General features: G+C 47.3%; 18 protein-coding genes. 9 read left to right on the top strand and 9 right to left on the bottom strand.

Annotation, left to right across the window (positions count from 1 at the left end; all coding sequences use genetic code 11):
• Positions 1-11: 11 nt before the first annotated feature.
• Complete coding sequence (uvrA, locus tag AB1S55_RS16570; RefSeq protein WP_370979292.1) at positions 12-2,834, bottom strand: excinuclease ABC subunit UvrA; 2,823 nt, start codon at positions 2,832-2,834, stop codon at positions 12-14.
• Positions 2,835-2,937: 103 nt separating this feature from the next.
• Positions 2,938-3,603, bottom strand: a complete 666-nt coding sequence (locus tag AB1S55_RS16565) for a LuxR C-terminal-related transcriptional regulator (protein WP_370979291.1) — start codon at positions 3,601-3,603, stop codon at positions 2,938-2,940.
• A gap of 296 nt (positions 3,604-3,899) precedes the next feature.
• Between AB1S55_RS16565 and AB1S55_RS16560 the strand changes: the two genes are divergently transcribed.
• Both AB1S55_RS16560 and ssb read left to right on the top strand, forming a co-directional pair.
• Entirely contained in the window at positions 3,900-5,240 is a 1,341-nt protein-coding gene (locus tag AB1S55_RS16560; protein ID WP_370979290.1) for an MFS transporter, read from the top strand.
• 44 nt (positions 5,241-5,284) lie between these two features.
• Positions 5,285-5,863 (top strand): single-stranded DNA-binding protein, encoded by a 579-nt coding sequence (gene ssb, locus AB1S55_RS16555; RefSeq protein ID WP_370979289.1) that lies wholly within the window; start codon positions 5,285-5,287, stop codon positions 5,861-5,863.
• Positions 5,864-5,946: 83 nt separating this feature from the next.
• Here the strand turns inward: ssb and AB1S55_RS16550 are convergent, their stop codons facing one another.
• On the bottom strand, positions 5,947-7,281 hold the full coding sequence (locus tag AB1S55_RS16550; RefSeq protein ID WP_370979288.1) for an ABC transporter substrate-binding protein: 1,335 nt from the start codon (positions 7,279-7,281) through the stop codon (positions 5,947-5,949).
• 190 nt (positions 7,282-7,471) lie between these two features.
• Here AB1S55_RS16550 and AB1S55_RS16545 point away from each other — a divergent pair, with 190 nt between their 5' ends.
• Positions 7,472-8,323, top strand: coding sequence for a sugar nucleotide-binding protein (locus AB1S55_RS16545; protein WP_370979287.1), 852 nt, complete (start codon positions 7,472-7,474; stop codon positions 8,321-8,323).
• Positions 8,324-8,433: 110 nt separating this feature from the next.
• On the opposite strand, the gene fabB is transcribed toward AB1S55_RS16545, so the two are convergent.
• Positions 8,434-9,648 carry a beta-ketoacyl-ACP synthase I gene (gene fabB, locus AB1S55_RS16540; RefSeq protein ID WP_370979286.1) on the bottom strand — a complete coding sequence of 405 codons (1,215 nt, stop codon included), beginning with the start codon at positions 9,646-9,648 and terminating at the stop codon, positions 8,434-8,436.
• Positions 9,649-9,734: 86 nt separating this feature from the next.
• Positions 9,735-10,262 (bottom strand): 3-hydroxyacyl-[acyl-carrier-protein] dehydratase FabA, encoded by a 528-nt coding sequence (fabA, locus tag AB1S55_RS16535; RefSeq protein WP_370981612.1) that lies wholly within the window; start codon positions 10,260-10,262, stop codon positions 9,735-9,737.
• A 197-nt stretch (positions 10,263-10,459) separates the two neighbouring features.
• On the opposite strand from fabA, the gene galU reads away from it, so the two are divergent.
• Entirely contained in the window at positions 10,460-11,287 is an 828-nt protein-coding gene (gene galU, locus AB1S55_RS16530) for a UTP--glucose-1-phosphate uridylyltransferase GalU (RefSeq protein WP_370979285.1), read from the top strand.
• 52 nt (positions 11,288-11,339) lie between these two features.
• Here galU and AB1S55_RS16525 read toward each other — a convergent pair whose 3' ends face one another.
• From AB1S55_RS16525 to AB1S55_RS16515, 3 genes are all read right to left on the bottom strand, one after another.
• Positions 11,340-12,242, bottom strand: coding sequence for a hypothetical protein (locus AB1S55_RS16525; RefSeq protein WP_370979284.1), 903 nt, complete (start codon positions 12,240-12,242; stop codon positions 11,340-11,342).
• Positions 12,243-12,374: 132 nt separating this feature from the next.
• Positions 12,375-14,009, bottom strand: coding sequence for a glucose-6-phosphate isomerase (gene pgi, locus AB1S55_RS16520; RefSeq protein WP_370979283.1), 1,635 nt, complete (start codon positions 14,007-14,009; stop codon positions 12,375-12,377).
• A 41-nt stretch (positions 14,010-14,050) separates the two neighbouring features.
• Positions 14,051-15,010, bottom strand: a complete 960-nt coding sequence (locus tag AB1S55_RS16515) for a polyprenyl synthetase family protein (protein ID WP_370979282.1) — start codon at positions 15,008-15,010, stop codon at positions 14,051-14,053.
• A gap of 338 nt (positions 15,011-15,348) precedes the next feature.
• Between AB1S55_RS16515 and rplU the strand changes: the two genes are divergently transcribed.
• The 5 genes from rplU to AB1S55_RS16490 all read left to right on the top strand — a co-directional run bounded on the left by rplU (position 15,349) and on the right by AB1S55_RS16490 (position 19,646).
• Positions 15,349-15,660 carry a 50S ribosomal protein L21 gene (gene rplU / locus AB1S55_RS16510; protein ID WP_370979281.1) on the top strand — a complete coding sequence of 104 codons (312 nt, stop codon included), beginning with the start codon at positions 15,349-15,351 and terminating at the stop codon, positions 15,658-15,660.
• Positions 15,661-15,673: 13 nt separating this feature from the next.
• A complete protein-coding gene (rpmA, locus tag AB1S55_RS16505) occupies positions 15,674-15,931 on the top strand; it encodes a 50S ribosomal protein L27 (RefSeq protein WP_370979280.1) in 258 nt (85 codons plus the stop codon).
• 303 nt (positions 15,932-16,234) lie between these two features.
• Entirely contained in the window at positions 16,235-17,425 is a 1,191-nt protein-coding gene (gene cgtA / locus AB1S55_RS16500; protein ID WP_370979279.1) for an Obg family GTPase CgtA, read from the top strand.
• Positions 17,426-17,461: 36 nt separating this feature from the next.
• Entirely contained in the window at positions 17,462-18,589 is a 1,128-nt protein-coding gene (gene proB / locus AB1S55_RS16495) for a glutamate 5-kinase (protein ID WP_370979278.1), read from the top strand.
• A 1-nt stretch (position 18,590) separates the two neighbouring features.
• On the top strand, positions 18,591-19,646 hold the full coding sequence (locus tag AB1S55_RS16490; protein WP_370979277.1) for a histidinol-phosphate transaminase: 1,056 nt from the start codon (positions 18,591-18,593) through the stop codon (positions 19,644-19,646).
• An 82-nt stretch (positions 19,647-19,728) separates the two neighbouring features.
• Here AB1S55_RS16490 and rpsT read toward each other — a convergent pair whose 3' ends face one another.
• The gene (gene rpsT / locus AB1S55_RS16485; protein WP_370979276.1) at positions 19,729-19,995 is read right to left on the bottom strand and encodes a 30S ribosomal protein S20; all 267 of its coding nucleotides are present in this window, start codon (positions 19,993-19,995) and stop codon (positions 19,729-19,731) included.
• Positions 19,996-20,011 lie beyond the last annotated feature (16 nt).

The raw sequence follows: 20,011 nt of genomic DNA, 5'->3' as shown, positions 1-20,011 counted from the left end.
AAATTGAACGCTTAGTTAAGCAGAGTTTTAAGGAAGCGGCCTGTATGTGACTTTTTCACTTTACAAATGGCTTCAGGGCTACCTTGAGCGATAATCTCTCCGCCGCCACTGCCTCCCTCGGGACCTAAATCAATAATCCAGTCGGCAGTTTTAATGACATCGAGATTATGCTCAATAACAACAATGGTGTTACCGTGGTCGCGCAGTCTATGCAATACGATAAGTAATTGTTGGATATCATGAAAGTGTAAACCTGTCGTGGGTTCGTCAAGAATGTAAAGTGTTTTACCTGTGTCTCGCTTGCTGAGTTCTTTGGCTAGCTTAACTCGCTGCGCTTCACCACCGCTGAGTGTGGTTGCTGCTTGGCCAAGGCGAATATAGCTTAAGCCAACATCCATTAATGTTTGTAATTTCTTGGCAATAGCTGGAATAGCATCAAAGAACTCACGGGCGTCTTCAATCGTTAGCTCAAGTATTTCATGAATGTTTTTGTTTTTGTACTTAATCTCTAGCGTTTCTCTGTTATAGCGCTTGCCTTTACACACATCGCAGGGCACGTAGACATCAGGTAAGAAATGCATTTCTACCTTAACCACGCCGTCTCCCTGACAGGCTTCGCAGCGCCCGCCTTTAACGTTAAAACTAAAACGTCCGGGTTTATAACCACGAGAACGGGCCTCTTGGGTGCCTGCGAATAATTCACGTACTGGGGTAAATATACCTGTGTAAGTAGCAGGATTGGATCTGGGAGTTCTGCCGATGGGGCTCTGATCTATATCGACACATTTATCTAGATGCTCAAAGCCTTTAACGCTTTTATGTTCGGCGGGTGTTAAGGTCGTGGCTTTATTGAGTACTGTTGCTGCTAGTGGGTAAAGAGTTTGGTTGATTAGCGTGCTTTTACCGGAACCACTAACACCGGTAACACAAGTCATCACACTTAGTGGGATTTCTAAATCAACGTTTTGTAAGTTATTGCCATTCGCCCCTTTAAGTTCAAGCATGCAACCAGGATCAAAGCTCGTGCGCTCCTTTGGTACCTCAATCTTTTTACGGCCAGTTAAGTAGTCTGCTGTTAAGGAGTTGTGATTTTCGCTAATATCTTTGTAACTGCCTTCCGCTATTACTTGGCCTCCATGCACTCCGGCTCCCGGCCCTATATCGAGAATATAATCAGCGCTGCGAATGGCATCTTCATCGTGCTCAACAACAATAACGGTATTACCTAAGTCGCGAAGATGAACAAGCGTTTTTAAGAGGCGCTCGTTGTCGCGCTGATGAAGCCCAATAGAGGGCTCATCAAGAATATACATAACACCAACAAGGCCAGCACCGATTTGGCTGGCTAAACGTATGCGCTGGGCTTCACCGCCGCTGAGTGTTTCTGCACTGCGATTCAAGGTTAAATAGTTGAGTCCGACGTCCACAAGAAAGCGTAAACGATCTTGCAGCTCCTTAATGATTTTCTCGGCAATCTCTTGCTTTGCGCCACTAAATTTTAGCTTACTGAAGTATGTAAATGCCTCACCAATTGGAAAGGCTGTGATATCGGGTAGGTTTTGTTTATCAATAAAGACATGGCGAGCTTCTTTGCGCAAGCGGGCGCCTTTACAGCTTGGGCATTTATTGGTTGAAAGAAATTTAGCCAGCTCTTCTCTGACGGAGTTGCTTTCAGTATCGCGAAAGCGTCGTTCAAAGTTGGGGATAACTCCTTCGAATGCGTGGCTGCGCTCGTAAATATTGCCGCGATCATTAACGTAGTGGAAGTCAATTACGTCGTCATCTGAACCATAGAGCACGGCGTCTCTATGCTCTTCTTTAAGATCTTGCCAGGGGGTTTCAATATCAAAACCGTAATGCGTACCAAGTGACTTCAGCATGTGAAAATAATATAGATTGCGTCTATCCCAGCCTCGAATAGCGCCATCGGCTAAAGATGATTCAGGAAATTGAACGATCTTTTCTTCGGTGAAGTGTTGTTTTACACCAAGGCCGTCACAGCTTGAGCAAGCACCTGCGGGGTTGTTGAATGAGAATAAGCGCGGTTCCAGTTCGGTTAGGGCATAGTCACACTTCGGGCAGCTATGACGAGCAGAGAAGAGCTGGTCTTCTTGCTTTGCATCCATATCGGCAGCGATGACAATGCCATCGCTAAGAGCGACTGCGGTCTCGAGGCTTTCAGCTAGGCGTACGCTGATGTCTTCACGTATCTTAAAGCGATCGACAACCACATCTATACTGTGTTTTTTACGTTTATCTAGCTCGGGCACGTCATCAAGGTCAACCACTAAGCCGTCAATACGGGCGCGAATAAAGCCGTCTCTACGCAGGTTTTCTAGTACGTGTATATGCTCACCTTTACGCTCTCGAATAACAGGGGCTAGCAGCATTAACTTACTGCCATCGGGTTGGGCCATTATTTGGTCAACCATTTGCGAGATTGTCTGTGCAGCAAGAGGCTCGTTATGTACGGGACAGCGCGGCTCACCAACACGGGCAAATAGCAGACGCAGATAGTCGTAAATTTCAGTAATAGTGCCAACAGTAGAGCGTGGGTTATGCGAGGTGCTTTTTTGTTCAATGGAAATGGCTGGGCTCAAGCCCTCAATGTGATCGACGTCTGGTTTTTCCATCATCGATAAAAATTGGCGAGCGTAGGTCGAGAGAGACTCGACATAGCGACGCTGGCCTTCAGCATAGAGGGTATCAAAAGCCAGTGAGCTTTTCCCGGAGCCGCTGAGGCCGGTAATTACAATAAGTTTGTCTCTTGGGATACTTACATTGATGTTTTTTAGGTTGTGCGTACGCGCACCTTCAACAATGATCTTTTCCACTCTTTAGCCCTTGTGCAGATTTAGTCGCGATTATGCGCCGACTAGGCGCAACAAAACACTGGAAGTATATCCAGTGTTTTGTTGGCTGTCATCTGAAAGTGCTTTAAATGAGTTCGTGCTCAGGCATATTTCGTGCCCAATTACTCGCTTCTAGGCGATTGCGAACGCCAATTTTCTTATAGACGTTATACAGATGGCTTTTGACCGTGTGTTCACTAACTGAAAGTGCTGTGGCAATGTCGGCATTGGTGGCGCCGTCATTTATAAGCTTCAGTATCTGGCGTTCACGTTTGGTCAGCTTTACATCAGGTTGGGTATTTAATGCCGGCGTTTTGCGGTTCTTATCTAAGAAGTGGTGCAATAAACGGCGTGGGACCCAGTAATCGCCCTCGAGCAAGCTACGCAGCCCACGGAGCAGCTGGTCTTGGTCTGAGTCGATGTAAAACAGGCCGCTGATACAAGGCCAATCGAGTAAATTCTCGTGCTCACTGCCATATTCGGCATTGAGCAGAGCGGCACTAGATCCACTTGGGTGTTCGTTTACGTCGCGTGCGATGCCGTTGAGGCTGTTAAAGTCCTCACCTTGGCAGTCAATCAGCAACAGGGATACATTTGCGGGCACGTCACTGAATTCGCGGAACACCGCGCAATCCAAATCGAGCTCGTGTGCGATCAATTTAGCTAAAAGTCCGGTTTGCAAGCTGTTGTTGACCGAGTACAGCGCGACATTAGAGGCCGGCTTATGGGATATCGCTTCGGGTGCAATCACAGTAAAACCTTGGGAAATACTTCCAATTGTGTATTTTCTTGTTATTTGCATGGTCTCATTGGGCCGTGCTTTTTATTAGGACTCTAGTGTAACCGAGCTAGATCTAAAGTGCTATATATGGCGACAAACTTGGGCGCTGATTAACGTTTTTTAGCACTTTGTGACATCTGTTGGTCTGTTTGGGCGCGATTATCTTTATCTGATCGCTATTTGGGCTACTTGCTATCATTTGGCCTAAGTTGGCTTGGTTGCTACAATTCACGCCTTTTCCCGACTCGACTCGAGGGCTTCACTTAGTGACGCAAGAAGTACGCGCCGTCGGCGCTTTAGCCATGCTCTATGTTATTCGTATGCTTGGTTTGTTTATGATTTTACCGGTACTGTTTGTCTATGGTGAGCACTATCAAAGTGCGACACCGGCCTTGCTTGGCTTTGCCCTTGGTGTTTATGGTTTAAGTCAGGCCTTGTTACAGATCCCCTTGGGCTTGCTTTCGGACTTAATTGGTCGCAAACCTGTTCTTATTATTGGTTTGGCTTTGTTTGCTTTAGGCAGTTTGATAGCGGCCTACTCGGATTCGATATGGGGGCTTGTCCTAGGCCGAGCCCTTCAGGGTAGTGGTGCTATAGCAAGCACGGTTATGGCTTTGGTTGCTGACGTCACTTCAGATGAAAACCGTTCTAAGGCCATGGCTGCGATAGGCGCTTCTATTGGCATGAGCTTTTTATTGGCTATGGTTCTCGGGCCTGTTGTTGCAGGGGTGGGAGGGCTGTACGCCATTTTCCTTCTGTCAGCGGTGTTAAGTGGGCTTGGTGTGCTGCTTGTATTGTTTGTCATCCCTAATGTAAGGGCCACCAGTAGTCGGGATTCAAAGGCGATACCTTCGTTATTAAAGAAGAGCTTATTTCGAGTTGATTTACTGCGCCTAAATTTCGGTATCTTTACCTTGCATGCAGTGATGACCGCTATGTTTGTTGCCGTGCCGGTGATGATTATTAATGTACTTGATTTACAGGTTGAACAGCACTGGAAACTTTATTTACCTCTAATGCTGGGCAGCTTTATTGTGGCGGTTTATATCATGATGAGGGCGGAGCGTGCAGGATATGCTAAGCCTGCATTGTTGGCGGCAGTTCTGCTGATGTCTTTTAGTCTTTTAGGTTTAGGCTTCGGGGCATCTTTAGCGCTCATTTTTATCTTGGCGCTGTTTGTCTTCTTTGTAGCTTTTAACCTGCTTGAAGCCATGTTACCTTCTCTGGCCAGCAAGTTGAGCCCTGCTGGTGGGCGCGGTACTGCAATGGGCTTGTATAGTAGCAGTCAATTTTTGGGCGCATTTTGTGGTGGTAGTTTGGGTGGTGTGGTAATGGCCGCTGCAGGCTCGGAGTATGTTTTTACTCTTTGTGCCTTGATGTGTCTCCTGTGGTTGCTAGTGGCATGGGCTATGCCTATACCTAAGTCGTCTCAAAATATGACCTACAGTGTAAATGCTCAAGTGCTTGATTTAGATTTGCAGGCTTTTGTAGGGGTGGAAGATACGGTGTACATCTCAGAAGAGTCTAAGTTATATCTTAAAGTGGATATGACTATTTTAGATAGCGCTGCGCTGGAGTCGGAGTTGGCTCCTTACGCAGTCGAATAGAATTTTACAGTTATAGAAAGATAAGTTAATTAGGTAGGTAAAGTATGGCGTCTCGTGGAGTAAACAAAGTGATCTTGGTTGGTAATTGTGGCCAAGACCCTGAAACCAAGTTTACGGCGAATGGAGCGGCAGTCACAAACTTAAGTGTTGCAACTTCTGAAACTTGGAAGGATAAGCAGACTGGGCAAAATCAGGAGCGTACTGAGTGGCATCGAGTGGTGTTTTTCAATCGTCTTGCTGAAATTGTTGGCGAGTACGTTCGTAAGGGTAGTAAGTTGTATATCGAAGGAAGTTTACGTACTCGTAAGTGGCAGGACCAAGGTGGTCAAGATCGCTATACAACTGAAATTGTTGCTAGTGAAATGCAAATGCTTGATAGCCGTGGTGAGCAGGGTGGTGCTTATGGCGGCGCGGCAATGGGGGGAATGGCTCCGCAACAAGCTGCGCCTCAGCAGCCCTTTGCGCAGCAGCCTCAACAGGCCGCACCACAACAGGCATATGCGCAGGCGCCTCAGCAAGCAGCTTCTCAGCCAAGGCAAGCGCCTCAACAAGCTCCTCAGGCTGCACCTGCTCCTCAAGCACCTCCTGCTATGGATGCATTTGATGATGATATTCCATTTTAGAGCTCACCTGAGCTTGGGTGTGTAAAGTAATTAAGCCTCTGTTTTTCAGGGGCTTTTTTATTTCTAGAATGCCTGCTTTATGGTTATTGCTCTGTGTTTCTTTCTTCGTTCGGCGACCGCTCTTGTGGTGTTGAATAGATGCGTTGGCGCCAGTGTTCAAGTTGTTCGGTGCTTGTCTGAATGTTCTTGTGTGTTAAAAAGTCGACCAAGATTTTTGGTACATGCTTGCTGAAGTTGATGTTTGTTTCTCTGTCGAATGTGAGTGTGCTACCGGGCGCTTTGTCAACGATGGCAGCCATGTCTTGCACTAGAGGAGGGAATTTCTTTATTGAACTGGCTCTAGCGGGTAGGCGGCCAATTGGAAGGTTGAATGTTGTCTGGAAGTTGTCGCTAGTGAGAAAAATCAGGAGCTTTTCTAGCTCTGGTGTTAGTTGAGTGTAGGATGGCACAACAAAGACGTTGACCATGCCGACCACATATTGAGCGTGGCCTTTTTCTACTTCGGGGAACGGTGCGACACGTACATCATTATGAATTCTACTTGGTAGATGCCTTTGGGGAAGCCCTTCAATAAGGGACATGGCGGAAAAGCCATGCAGTACCCTTGGGAAAGCCTGCCATAAGCTATAAGCGTCGGTGTTGTGGTTAAAGCAATCTCCTTCCACGAGAGTTTGCAGGTGGCTAAGTGCCTGTTTTACACGTGGGTCATAATACGAAATTTTACCTGAGGTTAGCTCTTTGTAGAATGCTATGCCGCCTACTCTTAATAGAAGATAGTCAAACCAAGGGTACATAACCCAGATGTCGCTTTTTGTTCCAAGGCTGAATAAATCTATGCCTTGGCTGCGAAGTTCTTTGCAGTTCTGAAGGACCTCATCCCATGTGCTTGGCGGTGTGATGTTTAGGTTTTTCATTTTTTGTTGTCGATAGTACATAGCCCATAAATAAAAGGTGATTGGTATGGCGTAGCGGGATGAGTTGCGCTGCACAGAGTCTAATACGGCCTTAGGAAAGAGCTTGTCGAGTTTTTGCTCTTGCCAAATATCGTCTAGTTTATGAAGTTGCTTCTTTTCACTTAAGGCGGTAATACGTTCGCCTCCATACCAAAAAAACACATTGGGGCCGTGGCCTTGCTCAAGCCATTGTTCGACTTGTGAGGCGTAATTACTGCTGTCCCTAAAGGAGATAAGCTCTACAGTAATGTTTTCATGGAGTTGGGAGAATGCTTCAAGCGAACGATTTATTTGGGCGCGGTGATCACCGTTTAAGATTTGGCTTGCGATTGTGACGTGTTTTTTTGAGGTATCGCTAAAAGCAGGCTGGTTAAATAGGGTAAGTACTGCTGCTAGAATACACACGCCCAGCTTTTGCCTTTGAGCTATGAGCGGTTTTAGGCCTTGTTTAAGCTTACTTTCCATTGTACTTATCGTGCTTCCCGTGCACTTATTATTCGAGTAAGTTTAACCTAAGTATATTGTCGTGTAACGCATCATTGTTCTGATGCGAGAGGCTGCATGCTTGTCGTACTTTTCTGATATTCTGTCATCGATTTGTTTTTGCTCTAAAGCCTGTGTGGCGGGCTGCGTTTTTCTTATAGGTGAGGCTGTTGTGAGTTACAAAATCATTCTTTTACATGCGGGTGGCTTGTTGGCTACTGATTTTAGTGCTCAAGCTCAGGAGTTGGGGTGGCGGCTTCAATCTATTGATTGCTCACAGAGCGCGATGCCCGATTTAGATAAAGAGCATATCAGTGTTATTTATGATTTGGTGGATAGCCCGCTTGCAGAGCCTTCCGTTTATGATCGGTTAATGAGCGAGGTGTATTCACTGGCGGCAGAGAGACAGGTGCCTCTTGTGCAGCTGAGCTCTTATAAATTGGCGCAAGAGCCCGTTGAGGGGGATTTTGATGAGAGTTATTTGGCTAATGCTTTTGTTGGCTCTTATTGGTCTGAGCGTGAGTCTAGAGCCTTAGATTTAAAGAGGTATGTTTGTCTTCGTGCTAGTTGGATTTTAAATGATGGGCAGGCTGCTCTGTTTTCCTCTCTTGTTTCTCGAATCATTGCTTCTGACCCCTCTTTGTGTGTTAGTGATCATCGTTATGGTGGGCCTATATCGACGGCTTTTATAGCGTCGGTTTTAGTTTCCCTGCAGCAGCAAATTGTATGTGGAGCTGAAAATTGGGGCTTGTTTCATTTGCACAGTGCGGATGTGTGCTCTGAAGCTGAATTTTGTGATCAGTTGGTGCGTCAGCTGAGTAAGGAGTTGGATAGGGAGTTTGATCTGCCTGCTGTAGCCGGTGCTGACGATATGCGTGCTCTTTATCAGGCAGACGCCAATGTTTTGGGGCGCCGCATTACCGATTGTTTTGGTATTCAGCTGCCTACATGGCGAAGAGGGTTTGGTAGTTTGCTGCGGGCGTGGTTGCATGAGAATGGCTACGCCAAAACCATAGAGGGTTAGATCAATATGGGCTTGATACAGCTAAGTCTCATATTTTAATAACAAAAAGGCGCCAATTGGCGCCTTTTTGTTATTCCATCTTAAGTTTTTAATTAAGTGGAAGTTGCTTCTTAAGCTTTAAATTTTTTCATCAATAGGGTGGCGTTGGTGCCGCCAAAGCCAAAACTGTTGCTCATTGCAACATTGATTTCTTGTTCACGCTTTTCTGTCACGATGTTACAGTCTGTTGCAGCTTCATCAAGATTTTCTACGTTAGCTGATGCGGCAATAAAATTATTTTCCATCATCAGTAAGGTGTAGATGGCCTCTTGAACACCAGTGGCGCCAAGGCTGTGGCCTGTTAAGCTCTTAGTTGATGCGATTGGTGGAACCTTGTCACCAAAAACTTCTTTAACTGCACCAAGTTCTTTAGTGTCCCCCACTGGGGTGCTTGTGCCGTGACTGTTGATGTAGTCAATTGGGGCGTCTAGGTCTTGCATGGCCATGCGCATGCAGCGTGCAGCGCCTTCGCCGCTAGGGGCAACCATGTCATAACCGTCAGAGGTGGCACCATAACCGATGATTTCGCCATAGATTTTAGCGCCGCGAGCAAGTGCGTGGTCTAGCGATTCAACCACTACACAGCCACCGCCGCCAGCGATAACAAAACCATCACGGTCTGCATCATAAGGGCGAGATGCTTTCTCGGGGGTGTCGTTGTACTTGGTAGATAGGGCGCCCATGGCATCAAATAGGCCTGTCAAGGTCCAGTGCTCCTCTTCACCGCCACCAGCAAATACGACATCCTGTTTGCCTAGTTGGATAAGCTCCATTGCGTGGCCGATACAGTGGGCGCTTGTGGCACAAGCTGAGCTGATGCTGTAGTTCACGCCTTTAATCTTAAATGGAGTGGCTAGGCATGCAGAGGCAGTGCTGCCCATGGTTTGTGTTACGCGATAAGGTCCTGCACGTTTGACGCCTCGGCTTCTCATGATATCAGCACTTTCAACAACGCTTGCCGTTGATGCGCCGCCTGAGCCCATGACAATACCGGTGCGCTCATTGCTGACTTGTTCTTCCGTCAGGTTTGAATCTTCAATTGCTTGCTTCATTGAGATATAGGCGAAGGCAGCTGCGTCGCCCATAAAACGCTGGACTTTGCGGTCAATGTGCTCGCTAAAATCGATGTCGATTGAGCCGGCAACATGGCTGCGGAATTTTTGCTCTACGTAGTCAGGGTTTATTTTAATACCTGACTTACCCTCTTTAAGAGAGTTAAGTACGGTGTCTTTATCGTTGCCGATGCATGAAACAATGCCCATACCGGTAATTACTACGCGTTTCATATTTTGCCTCTATTGTTCTTGCTTGCTCGCTTTTGGGGAGCCGCTAGCACTGCTATAGTGCAGTGCTTGTCGTCATTATCAGACTCTTAAAATGAGTCGGTGTTCCCGAATAAACCTACTCGTAGGTCTTTTGCGAAATAAATTTCTTTACCATCTACGGCAACACGGCCGTCGGCGATGCCCATAACGAGTTTGCGTTCAATAACGCGCTTTAAGTGAATATGGTAGGTTACTTTCTTGGCGGTTGGTAACACTTGACCGGTAAATTTAAGGTCGCCAGTACCTAGAGCGCGGCCGCGGCCAGGGTTGCCCTTCCAAGCAAGGAAAAAGCCGACAAGCTGCCACATGGCGTCTAGGCCTAAGCAACCCGGCATGACAGGGTCGCCAGGGAAATGACAGTCAAAAAACCATAGATCTGGATTGATATCTAATTCGGCAATAATCTCCCCCTTGCCGTATTCACCGCCGGTTTTGCTAATATGAGTAATGGCATCAACCATCAGCATATTGGGCATTGGTAATTGTGCGTTACCAGGGCCAAAAAGCTCACCGCGGCCGCATTGCAGCAATTCTTCACGGTTGTACGAAGATTGGGGTTCGAAGTTTTCAATCATGGGAAGGAGTCTATGAATTTTTAGTTTTGTTAGGCGCATAGCCGTTCGATGCGACATTCTAACCGCTTATTGGCTTATGTCCAGTGACCTAGCTTGTTGTCCTAATTGTGAAACACGGGTTTTTTAAAGTGTCTGTGGTATATTCCGTGCATCTAAAAATTTGCGCAGTTCTTATCTTTTCTTAAAGGAGTTTTAAAATGATCAAAAAGTGCCTATTCCCGGTTGCTGGATATGGAACCCGATTCTTACCGGCGACGAAGTCTATGCCGAAAGAAATGCTGCCTATTGTGAATAAGCCACTGGTTCAATATGGTGTGGAAGAGGCTATTGAGGCTGGTTTGACTGAAATCGGTTTGGTTACTGGTCGTGGTAAGCGAGCTATTGCGGACCATTTTGATGTGAGTTATGAGCTTGAGCATCAAATTGCAGGTAGCTCAAAGGAGGAATATTTAAACTCTATTCGTGATGTGATCTCAAAAGGTTCTTTTTCTTTTACGCGCCAGCCTTCTATGGCGGGACTTGGAGATGCAATCCTACAGGGACGACGCCTGATTGGTAATGAGCCTTTTGGTGTGGTCTTGTCTGATGACCTATGTGTTGCAGAAGATGGCGATGGTGTTTTGGCGCAAATGGTCCGTCTTTATAAACAGTTCCGTTGCAGTATTGTTGCTGTGCAAGAAGTGCCGCAAGATGAGATTTCTAAGTTTGGGGTGATCGCTGGAGAGCAGATGAAAGAGGGGCTTTACCAAGTGACAGATATGGTCGAGAAACCAGAGCCTGAGAATGCCCCAAGTAATTTGGCAATTATCGGCCGTTATATTTTAACGCCCGATATTTTTGAGCTTATTGAAAATACGCCTCCGGGTAAAAATGACGAGATTCAGCTAACTGATGCGTTGTTGCAGCAAGCTAAAGATGGCTGTGTGTTGGCTTATAAGTTTAAGGGGCGTCGTTTTGACTGTGGTGCGGTAAGTGGTTTTGTTGAAGCGACAAACTATGTTTATGAGAATGTTTACGGTAAGTAGTTATTGTTTCTGATGTGTTTGTTGAAAGGCCCTTTGGGGCCTTTTTTTGTGCCTATTTGTTGTGTTTCATATAGAGCGCTTTGGCTTGCTCAAATGAGTTTTTGTTTAATACGTGCCAGTTTTTTGTTTTGGGGCTGTTTAATCCCACGTGAAGTAGGAGCTCTTGCAGTTCGCCATCTTTGCGCAGTTGTGCAAGCCCCTTATTGATTGCGTCTAGTAGTTGTTGTCCCTTGTTGGTTTTGCGCGAGACGACAAAATGGCGTGAGCCAGGTAGTTTTACCTTGACGCCGGCTATGGGTTTCATTTTAACGCCAATTTGTTCGATCTCTAGGCTCTTAGTGCTGGTGAAGTTCATAAGCATAAAGTCAGCTCGACCCGCTTGAAGCATAAGGAATGGGGAGTCATGCCGCGTGGCGCTATAGATTTGTGCGGTTATTGCGCTCAGGGCTTGCCAGTCTGAGTGCCAGCCTCGGATGGTGACACCTCTATAGGGGCTAATGTCTAGCTGGTCGGGGTTCTCTTTTTGCAGTGGGTGCTGGGGGATTGTATAGAGGCCTTTTTCGAATTCGCCCCATCTGTAAACGGCCTGACTTTTAAGTACGAGCTCAGGCTGAGTGTCGAAGCTCCAGATGCTTTCTGCGCTGATGTCAGCCTCGCCAAGCTCTACCATGCGAAGGGCGCGACTGTAATTGGGGGAGGGAATGAGCTTGAGTTGATTTTTGTAGTTACTGCTCTTGAGGGCAAGGCAAATGAGAGCAGCTTCGATGGCGCCTCTCGAAAAGTAGCGGCTTCCCAATAAGCGCTTGTCTACGCATTCTTTATTGCCTTTAAGGTCTTTATATTCTTCGCTGATGATGCCGGGCGCTGCAACCGTTATGACCTGTTTGTTGCTCTGCTCACCGAAGCAAAAATGGCTTAGTAGTAGGCAGCTTAGAATGGTTAATGGGGGGCGCATAGTTGAAGCTGAGCTGAAAGTGTATTGTTAAGTATAGCGCCAGAAGTTGCTTTTAGAGAATATCAGTTGTTGGGCGGCAAAATCAAAGAAGCCCGCATGAGCGGGCTTTAATAAAACAAAGCATCAACGGCTTTAAGCGTTGGCTTCTAAAAAGCGTTTGATGAGGGTTTTAGTTGAGCTATCCCAGTCTGTGGGTACATCGGTTGTGTCTATTGCCGTTGCAACGTGAGTGCCGAGTAGTTTCCCTAGTTCTACGCCCCATTGGTCAAAAGAGTTAATGTTCCAAAGCACTCCTAGAGTAAACACCTTTTGTTCGTAGGCGGCGATAAGAGCCCCAAGGGTTTCGGGATTTAGCTCTTCCATTGCGATGGTGCTTGATGGACGATTACCAGGGTGAACTTTGTGTTCAGCTAGCGCGTTGATTTCGTCGGCAGCAACACCTTGTGCCTCTAGCTCCGCTTTGCTTGCGGCGAGGTCTCGTCCTTCCATGAGCGCTTGGCTTTGAGCAATGCAGTTTGCAATTAAATATTTCTGCTGGTGCTTGATGTCATGCTTGGCGCGTAGGGGGGCAATAAAGTCGATAGGGGTTAATACATTGCCTTGATGCAGTAGTTGGTGGAAGCTGTGCTGGCCGTTGGTGCCCTCGGTTCCCCAAACAATAGAACCGGTTTGGTAGCCTAGGCGCTGGCCTTCTTTATTTACGCTTTTGCCATTACTCTCCATCTCGAGTTGCTGTAAATACGATGGTAGTAATTGTAAGTGGTTTGCATAAGGTAGTACGGCTTGGTTGTCTGCGCCTAGAACGTTACTGTACCAAAACATCAATAAACCCATTAAGGCGGGGATGTTTTTCTCAAGAGGGGCTTCTGCAAAGTGATTGTCTAAGCGTGCGGCACCTGCACGCAACTTATTAAAATTATCCATGCCTACTGCAAAAGCGATAGGCATACCAATCGCAGACCAAAGGCTGTAACGTCCGCCAACCCAGTCCCACATTGGATATACGTTGTCTGCATCCATACCAAATTCAATGGCTTTTTCTACTTTAGAAGAGATAGCAACAAAGTGTTTGGCTAGGGAGTCTTCAGGGCAGCCTTGGCTTAGCATCCAGCGGCGAGCGGTTAGCGCGTTCTCAAGAGTTTCAAGGGTTGAGAATGACTTAGACGCGACAAGCCATAGAGTGCTGCCAGCGTTTAGTTTTTCAAATAGGTCATTGATCTCTGCGCCATCGACATTCGCAACAAAGTGAACATTGACGTGGCCGGTGTGGTAAGCGCTGAGCGCTTTAGTGACCATGCGTGGGCCTAGGTCGGAGCCGCCAATACCGATGTTGACCACATCTGTGATTTCTTGTCCGTCAAAGCCTTTCCATTCGCCGTTGTGGACACGGCTGATTAGGCCTGACATTTTGTCTAGTGCAGCAGCAACTTCTTTCTGGTTGTCGTTTTGAGCTTCTCCCTCAAAGCGTAGGTCGCTATGAAGAGCTGGGCGATCTTCGGTATTGTTGATGTGATCGCCACGAAACAGCCTTTTGATCGCGCCCTTTAGGTCCGCTTTTTCAGCAAGGCCAAGCAATAGTTTGAGGGTGTCCTCGTCAACGTGGTTTTTGCTGTAGTCGTACTCAAGCCCTGCAGCAGCAGTACTGTAGCGGGCGGCGCGATTGCTGTCTTTATCGAAGGCTTGTTTTAGAGTGCGTTGCTTCCAAGTATCAGCGTGGGCTTGAAGTTCGGCCCAGTTGTCGTAGAGGTCTGAGATCTGTACTGGCATGTTCTTGCTTTCCTGCAGGTTCTAAAAAAGGAGGGGCCCTACTAGTGCGCGCGTTCCACTGCAAACTTAGCCAGTTCGATAAGGCTCTGGCGCCAGTCTGAATCAGGAAGGCTGGCTAGATGTTTGATGGCTTCTTGCGCGTGCGTTTTGGCCGCTTCGCGAGTGTAGTCGAGTCCGCCACTGCTTTTGACGAGCTCGATAATGCGTTCAAGCTTACTGATATCGGCATCGGTAATTGCTTGGCAAATCAAATTTTTGTCATCAATATTGCTATTTTGTATCGCGAATATGACAGGCAGAGTGGTTTTACCTTCTGCTAAATCGTCGCCCACATTTTTTCCGAGCGCTTCGCTGTCGCCTTCGTAGTCTAGAAGATCATCCATTAATTGAAAGGCTAGGCCTAAATGATAGCCGTATTGTTTTAGTGCGTGTTTGTGTTCATTGTCACCGGCAATGCTGGCGCCACACTCGCATGCTGCTTCAAATAGGGCGGCTGTCTTTTTGTAGATGACGTTTCGGTATTGCTCTTCTGTTAGTTCGGGCTTGCGAGCATTGGCTAACTGTTGAACTTCGCCTTCCGCGATAACATTGGTGGTGTTGGATAAGATTTGCATAATATCCATGCTGCCAACAGCAACCATCATCTGAAATGCACGGCTATATAGAAAGTCGCCAACCAAGACACTTGGCGCATTGCCCCATTTGGCATTGGCTGTAGGCATGCCACGGCGTAATTCGCTGACATCAACAACGTCATCGTGAAGTAAGGTGGCACTGTGGATAAACTCGATGACCGCAGCGAGCTCAAAGTGGTCTTCGCCTTGATAGTTCAGGGCTTTAGCACACATAAGAACAAGTATTGGGCGCAAGCGTTTACCGCCAGCACTAATTAAATGATGGCCTATATCTTCAACGAGGGGTTCTTCGGAGTAGAGGCGCTTTAATATGGTTTGGTTGACGCGCTCCAGTTCTGGCTGCACGGCTTCCAGGAAGGGCAACATAGATAGCCTTATTTATGGGGACCCAAAATGAGGCTTGGATGCTAGGGTTCAAGGCCTTTAAAGTCAAGAAAATGACTGTACTTAAGCGAAGTAAGGCCGCTTGTGTCGCGTTAAGCTCTTGGCTTGGGTGGGTATTTGCTGCCTAGGGCTACTTTGGGGTTGGGTGGGTTGATTGTCTTTTGTTTATTCACTTGCGCAAGGCTTGGGGGTTTAGTAGAATGCGCGCCCCTCGCCCTAGTTGGGTCGAGTTTAACAACGACGCTAGTGAGCTTGTTGCTCGAAAATGATTTTAGAATCTACTTCGTGTCGTCCATACGCGCTATGCATTGGAGCATAAAATGTACGCAGTATTTATAAGTGGTGGTAAACAGCACCGCGTAGAGGAAGGTGAAGTCCTTCGTCTAGAAAAAATTGAAACTGAAACTGGTGCAACCATCGATTTCGATCAGGTTTTACTAGTTGGCGCTGGAGAAGATGTAAAAATCGGTGCTCCAGTTGTTGAAGGCGCTAAGGTTCAGGCTGAGGTTGTGAGCCATGGTCGTGCTGACAAGGTAACTATTATCAAGTTCCGTCGTCGTAAGCACAGCATGAAGCGTCAAGGTCACCGTCAGTGGTATACCGAAGTTAAAATCACTGGTATTAAAGGTTAATAGGGGATAGATCATGGCACATAAGAAAGCTGGTGGTAGTACCCGGAACGGTCGCGACTCGGAAAGTAAACGCTTAGGCGTTAAGCGTTTCGGCGGCCAAGAAGTTCCTGCTGGTAGTATCCTTGTTCGTCAGCGTGGCACTAAGTTTCATGCTGGTGAGAACGTTGGTATTGGTAAAGACCATACCTTGTTTGCTAAAGCAGACGGCGTTGTGAAGTTTGAAGAAAAAGGTTTGGGTAAGCGCAAATACGTAAGTATTGTTGCTGCTTAAGTCGAGACTCTGCTCTCTTCTAAAAAAGCCCCTCTGCTTCGGTTGAGGGGCTTTTTTTGTGCCTGAAATGGGCTGTGGTGCTGTTGTATATGGCTTTGGACTAGAGCTTGTGGCCTGTATAGGGGTTGGTGTGTCTAAGCGTATGCTTGGTATTATATGCTTGGATATGCGCGCCCAAAACGAATGTTTCTAGGCTTAAATTAGCGAATAATGTTTTGCGGGCTGTGAAAAGCACAGTATTTATATAAGGTAGTTAGCTTGGGCTGGCTATATGGGCCTGCATGTTGTGGGCGAGGTTGATTGATGAAATTTGTAGACGAGGCGCCCATCACTGTGCGTGCTGGTAAGGGTGGAAATGGTACGTGTAGTTTTCGTCGTGAGAAATACATTGCTAAGGGTGGCCCAGATGGTGGTGATGGTGGTGATGGTGGTAGCGTCTATTTTGAGGCAGATGAAAACCTTAATACCTTGATCGATTATCGCTTTCAGCGCTCCTATTCTGCTGAGAATGGTAAGGGGGGGCGCAGCCGTGATTGTACTGGGGCTAAAGGTGCTGACTTGGTTTTAAAGGTGCCGGTGGGTACTTCTGCTATTGACTTGGAGACAGGTGAGACTGCAGTTGATCTGACCAAGCATGGTGAGCGCGTGCTTGTTGCTCAGGGTGGTTTCCACGGTTTGGGTAATGCTCGCTTTAAGTCGTCGGTTAATCGAGCGCCTCGTCAAACCAGTGAGGGTACGGAAGGGCAGGTGCGTGAGCTTAAGCTTGAGCTTAAATTATTGGCTGATGCGGGTATGCTCGGTTTGCCTAACGCGGGTAAGTCGACTTTTATTCGTTCAGTAACGTCGGCTATGCCTAAAGTCGCTGATTACCCTTTTACCACCTTGGTGCCGAGCCTTGGTGTGGTGAAGGTGCAAAAACACCGTAGTTTTACGGTGGCGGATATTCCTGGTTTGATTGAAGGGGCTGCGGATGGCGCGGGCCTTGGTATTCGTTTTCTCAAGCATTTAACTCGTTGCCGAGTTTTGTTGCATCTTGTTGATATTAATCCTGTGGATGGTTCGTCCCCAGTTGAAAATGCCTTGGCAATTACGCGAGAGATTGAGGAGTTTAGTCCTACCTTGGCTGAGCGTGAGCGCTGGTTGGTGTTGAATAAAAGCGATTTGATGCCAGAGCAGGAGCTGCAGGCCGTTGTTGCAGAGGTTGTGGCTGCGCTTGATTGGACTGGGCCTGTATATACGGTTTCTGCGCTTGCTAAGCTGGGTACGCAAGAGTTGTGTGCAGATTTGCTGGCTTATCTTGAGCAGCGCTGGCTTGAGGAGCGTGAAAATGAAGAGTTGGCTGAGTTGGAGCGGGAGACTCAGCAGCGCATGCAAGAAGAAGCTCGTGCTCGAATAGAGGCTTTGCGTGCGCGTCGTAAGCAGGATCACGATGCGGGTGATGATGAGGACGACGATGATGACGATTATGATGTTGAGGTGGTGTATACCTCGTAATTATTTGTTGTTCTAGGCTTGGAGTTTTGGTAGTAAATGACACGACGTGATCAGATTAAGCAGAGTCGCCGTTGGGTGGTGAAAATTGGTAGTGCGCTTCTAACCAATGATGGTAAAGGGCTTGATGTTGAGGCTATTACTGGTTGGGTTGAGCAAGTTGCGGCTTTAGCCAAGCGCGGTTATGAGGTTGTTTTAGTGAGCTCTGGAGCGGTTGCGGCAGGTATGACCCGTCTGGGGTGGTCGCAGCGGCCTAAGGCTATTCATGAGCAGCAGGCTTGTGCTGCTGTTGGGCAGAGTTTGCTTGTGCAAACTTATGAGCAAGCTTTTGCTTGCCACAATTTGAAGATTGCTCAAATTTTATTGGACCATGATGATCTTGGTGATAGGCAGCGTTATTTAAATGCGCGCTCTACTATACGTACACTTTGCTCTATGGGGGTGGTGCCCATTATCAATGAGAATGACACTGTTGTGACTGATGAGATTCGTTTTGGTGATAACGATACCTTGGGGGCTCTGGTCGCGAATTTACTTGAGGTCGATACCTTGTGTATTTTGACGGATCAAGATGCCATGTATGACTCAGATCCTAGGCAAAATGCTTTAGCTCAGGTTATTGATGAGCGCTCTGCCCATGATCCTGAGTTAGATCAGATGGCTGGCGCTGGAATTGTTTCTGGTGTCGGACGTGGTGGTATGGTGAGTAAGGTGAGGGCGGCTCGTTTGGCGGCGCGCTCGGGCGCCAATACGGTGATTGTTGGTGGTCGAATTAATAATGCTGTATTAAGGCTGGCAGAGGGTGAGAGTATTGGTACTTTGTTATATAGCACTCAGGAGCCTTTGACAGCGCGCAAGCGTTGGTTGGCGGGGCAGTTGCAAAGTCGTGGCGTTTTGATTCTTGATGAGGGCGCAGCTAAGGCCTTGAAGGAAGAGGGAGGGAGTTTGTTGCCGGTCGGTGTTAAGACGGTTGTGGGCTACTTTACTCGTGGTGAGGTCGTGGTGTGTCGCGATGTCAAAGGTAATGAGTTGGCTCGCGGTTTGGTTAATTACAGTAGTGATGATGCTAGAAAGATAGTCGGTTGTGACAGCGAGGCGATTGAAAAAACGCTTGGCTATTATGATTTTGATGAGTTGATTCATCGCGATAACTTGGTCTTGAATTAATATGCCTCTGTTTAAAGAACATCTCTATCAGTTGGGTACATATAAGCCGCCGTTGGATGGTCGTGATCCTGAGCGCTTCACCTTACTGGACTTTAATGAGCGTACTGTGCCGGTTAGTAAGTTGATTGCGCAAGATGTGGCTGATTGGGTTCTAAGTGGGCGCATGCAAATGTACCCAAGTTACGGCGATATTTGTGAGTTAATTGCGGCCTATAGTGATGTTGATGTCGCTCAGGTCATGATAACCAATGGTTCTGATCAGGGTATAGACCTAGTGTTTCGCAGTTGCTGCGAGGCGGGCGCTGAGGTGATTATTCCTGGGCCTAGTTTTCCTATGTATTTGCAGTCAGCTTCAATTGAAGCTGCGCTTATTCATGAGCCGCAATACACGCGTGAGCACGGCTATCCGCTTGATGCTGTACTTGCCTTGGTTAATGAGCGAACGCGTGTGATTGTTGTCAGTAATCCAAATAACCCAAGTGCGACCAGTGTTGCGAGAGAGCAGATTGAGTGCTTGGCTCAGGCGGCTCCTCATGCCGCTATTTTGGTGGATGAGTGTTATTTTGAGTATTGCCGTATTTCTGTTGTTGATCTTGTTGAGCGTTATCCTAATATCATTGTTACTCGTACTTTTTCAAAAACTTGGGGTTTACCTTCCTTGCGCCTTGGTTATGTGGTGAGCGCTAAGGAAAATATTGAGCAGCTGCTTAAGGTTCGTGGCCCTTATGATGTTAATCAGTTAGCTGTTGAGGCTCTGCGCTCTGCGCTTAAGCACAAGCAGAGTGTTGATGATTATATTGAAGAGGTGATGCACAAGAGCAAGCCTGCTTTTGAGTTATTTTTGGCTGAGTTCGCTTTGGATTATTGGCCTAGCTCGGCGAATTTTGTGTGGGTCTTTTTTGATGAGCCTGAATATCTTGAGTCTCAATTGAGGGCAGCTGGAATTTTGGTAAGGCCTAAGGCTGATGGTGCTGGTCGTTTGGGTTTGCGGATTACCTTGGGGACAGTGCAGCAGACGGAGCAGTTGATCGAGGTATTGCGGCGAGCGCTGGCTTAGTTTTCTCTGTGCGCCATGCATAAAAAAACCGGCTAAGCCGGTTTTTTTATATTAAACCTTTGGCTGTAAGGCCTGGGTTCAATTAAGCTGCTAGAGCTTTGATCTGGGCGTTCAAGCGGCTCTTATGGCGAGCTGCTTTATTCTTGTGGTAGACGCCTTTGTCTGCCACGCGATCCAGAACTGGAACAGCTGCAGCGTAAGCTGCTTTGGCTGTTTCCGCGTCGCCTGCTTCAATGGCTGCTGTTACTTTTTTCAAGTAGGTGCGAACCATAGAGCGCAAGCTTGCGTTGTGCTTGCGAGCGTTGTCGTTTTGACGAGCGCGCTTTCGTGCTTGAGGTGAGTTTGCCACCGCGTAGCTCCTGTAA

It is taken from the genome of Agaribacterium sp. ZY112, from assembly GCF_041346925.1.
Classification (GTDB): domain Bacteria; phylum Pseudomonadota; class Gammaproteobacteria; order Pseudomonadales; family Cellvibrionaceae; genus Agaribacterium.
The sequence above is the reverse complement of the archived record's forward strand: the minus strand, read 5'-3'. Positions and strand labels throughout refer to the sequence as shown.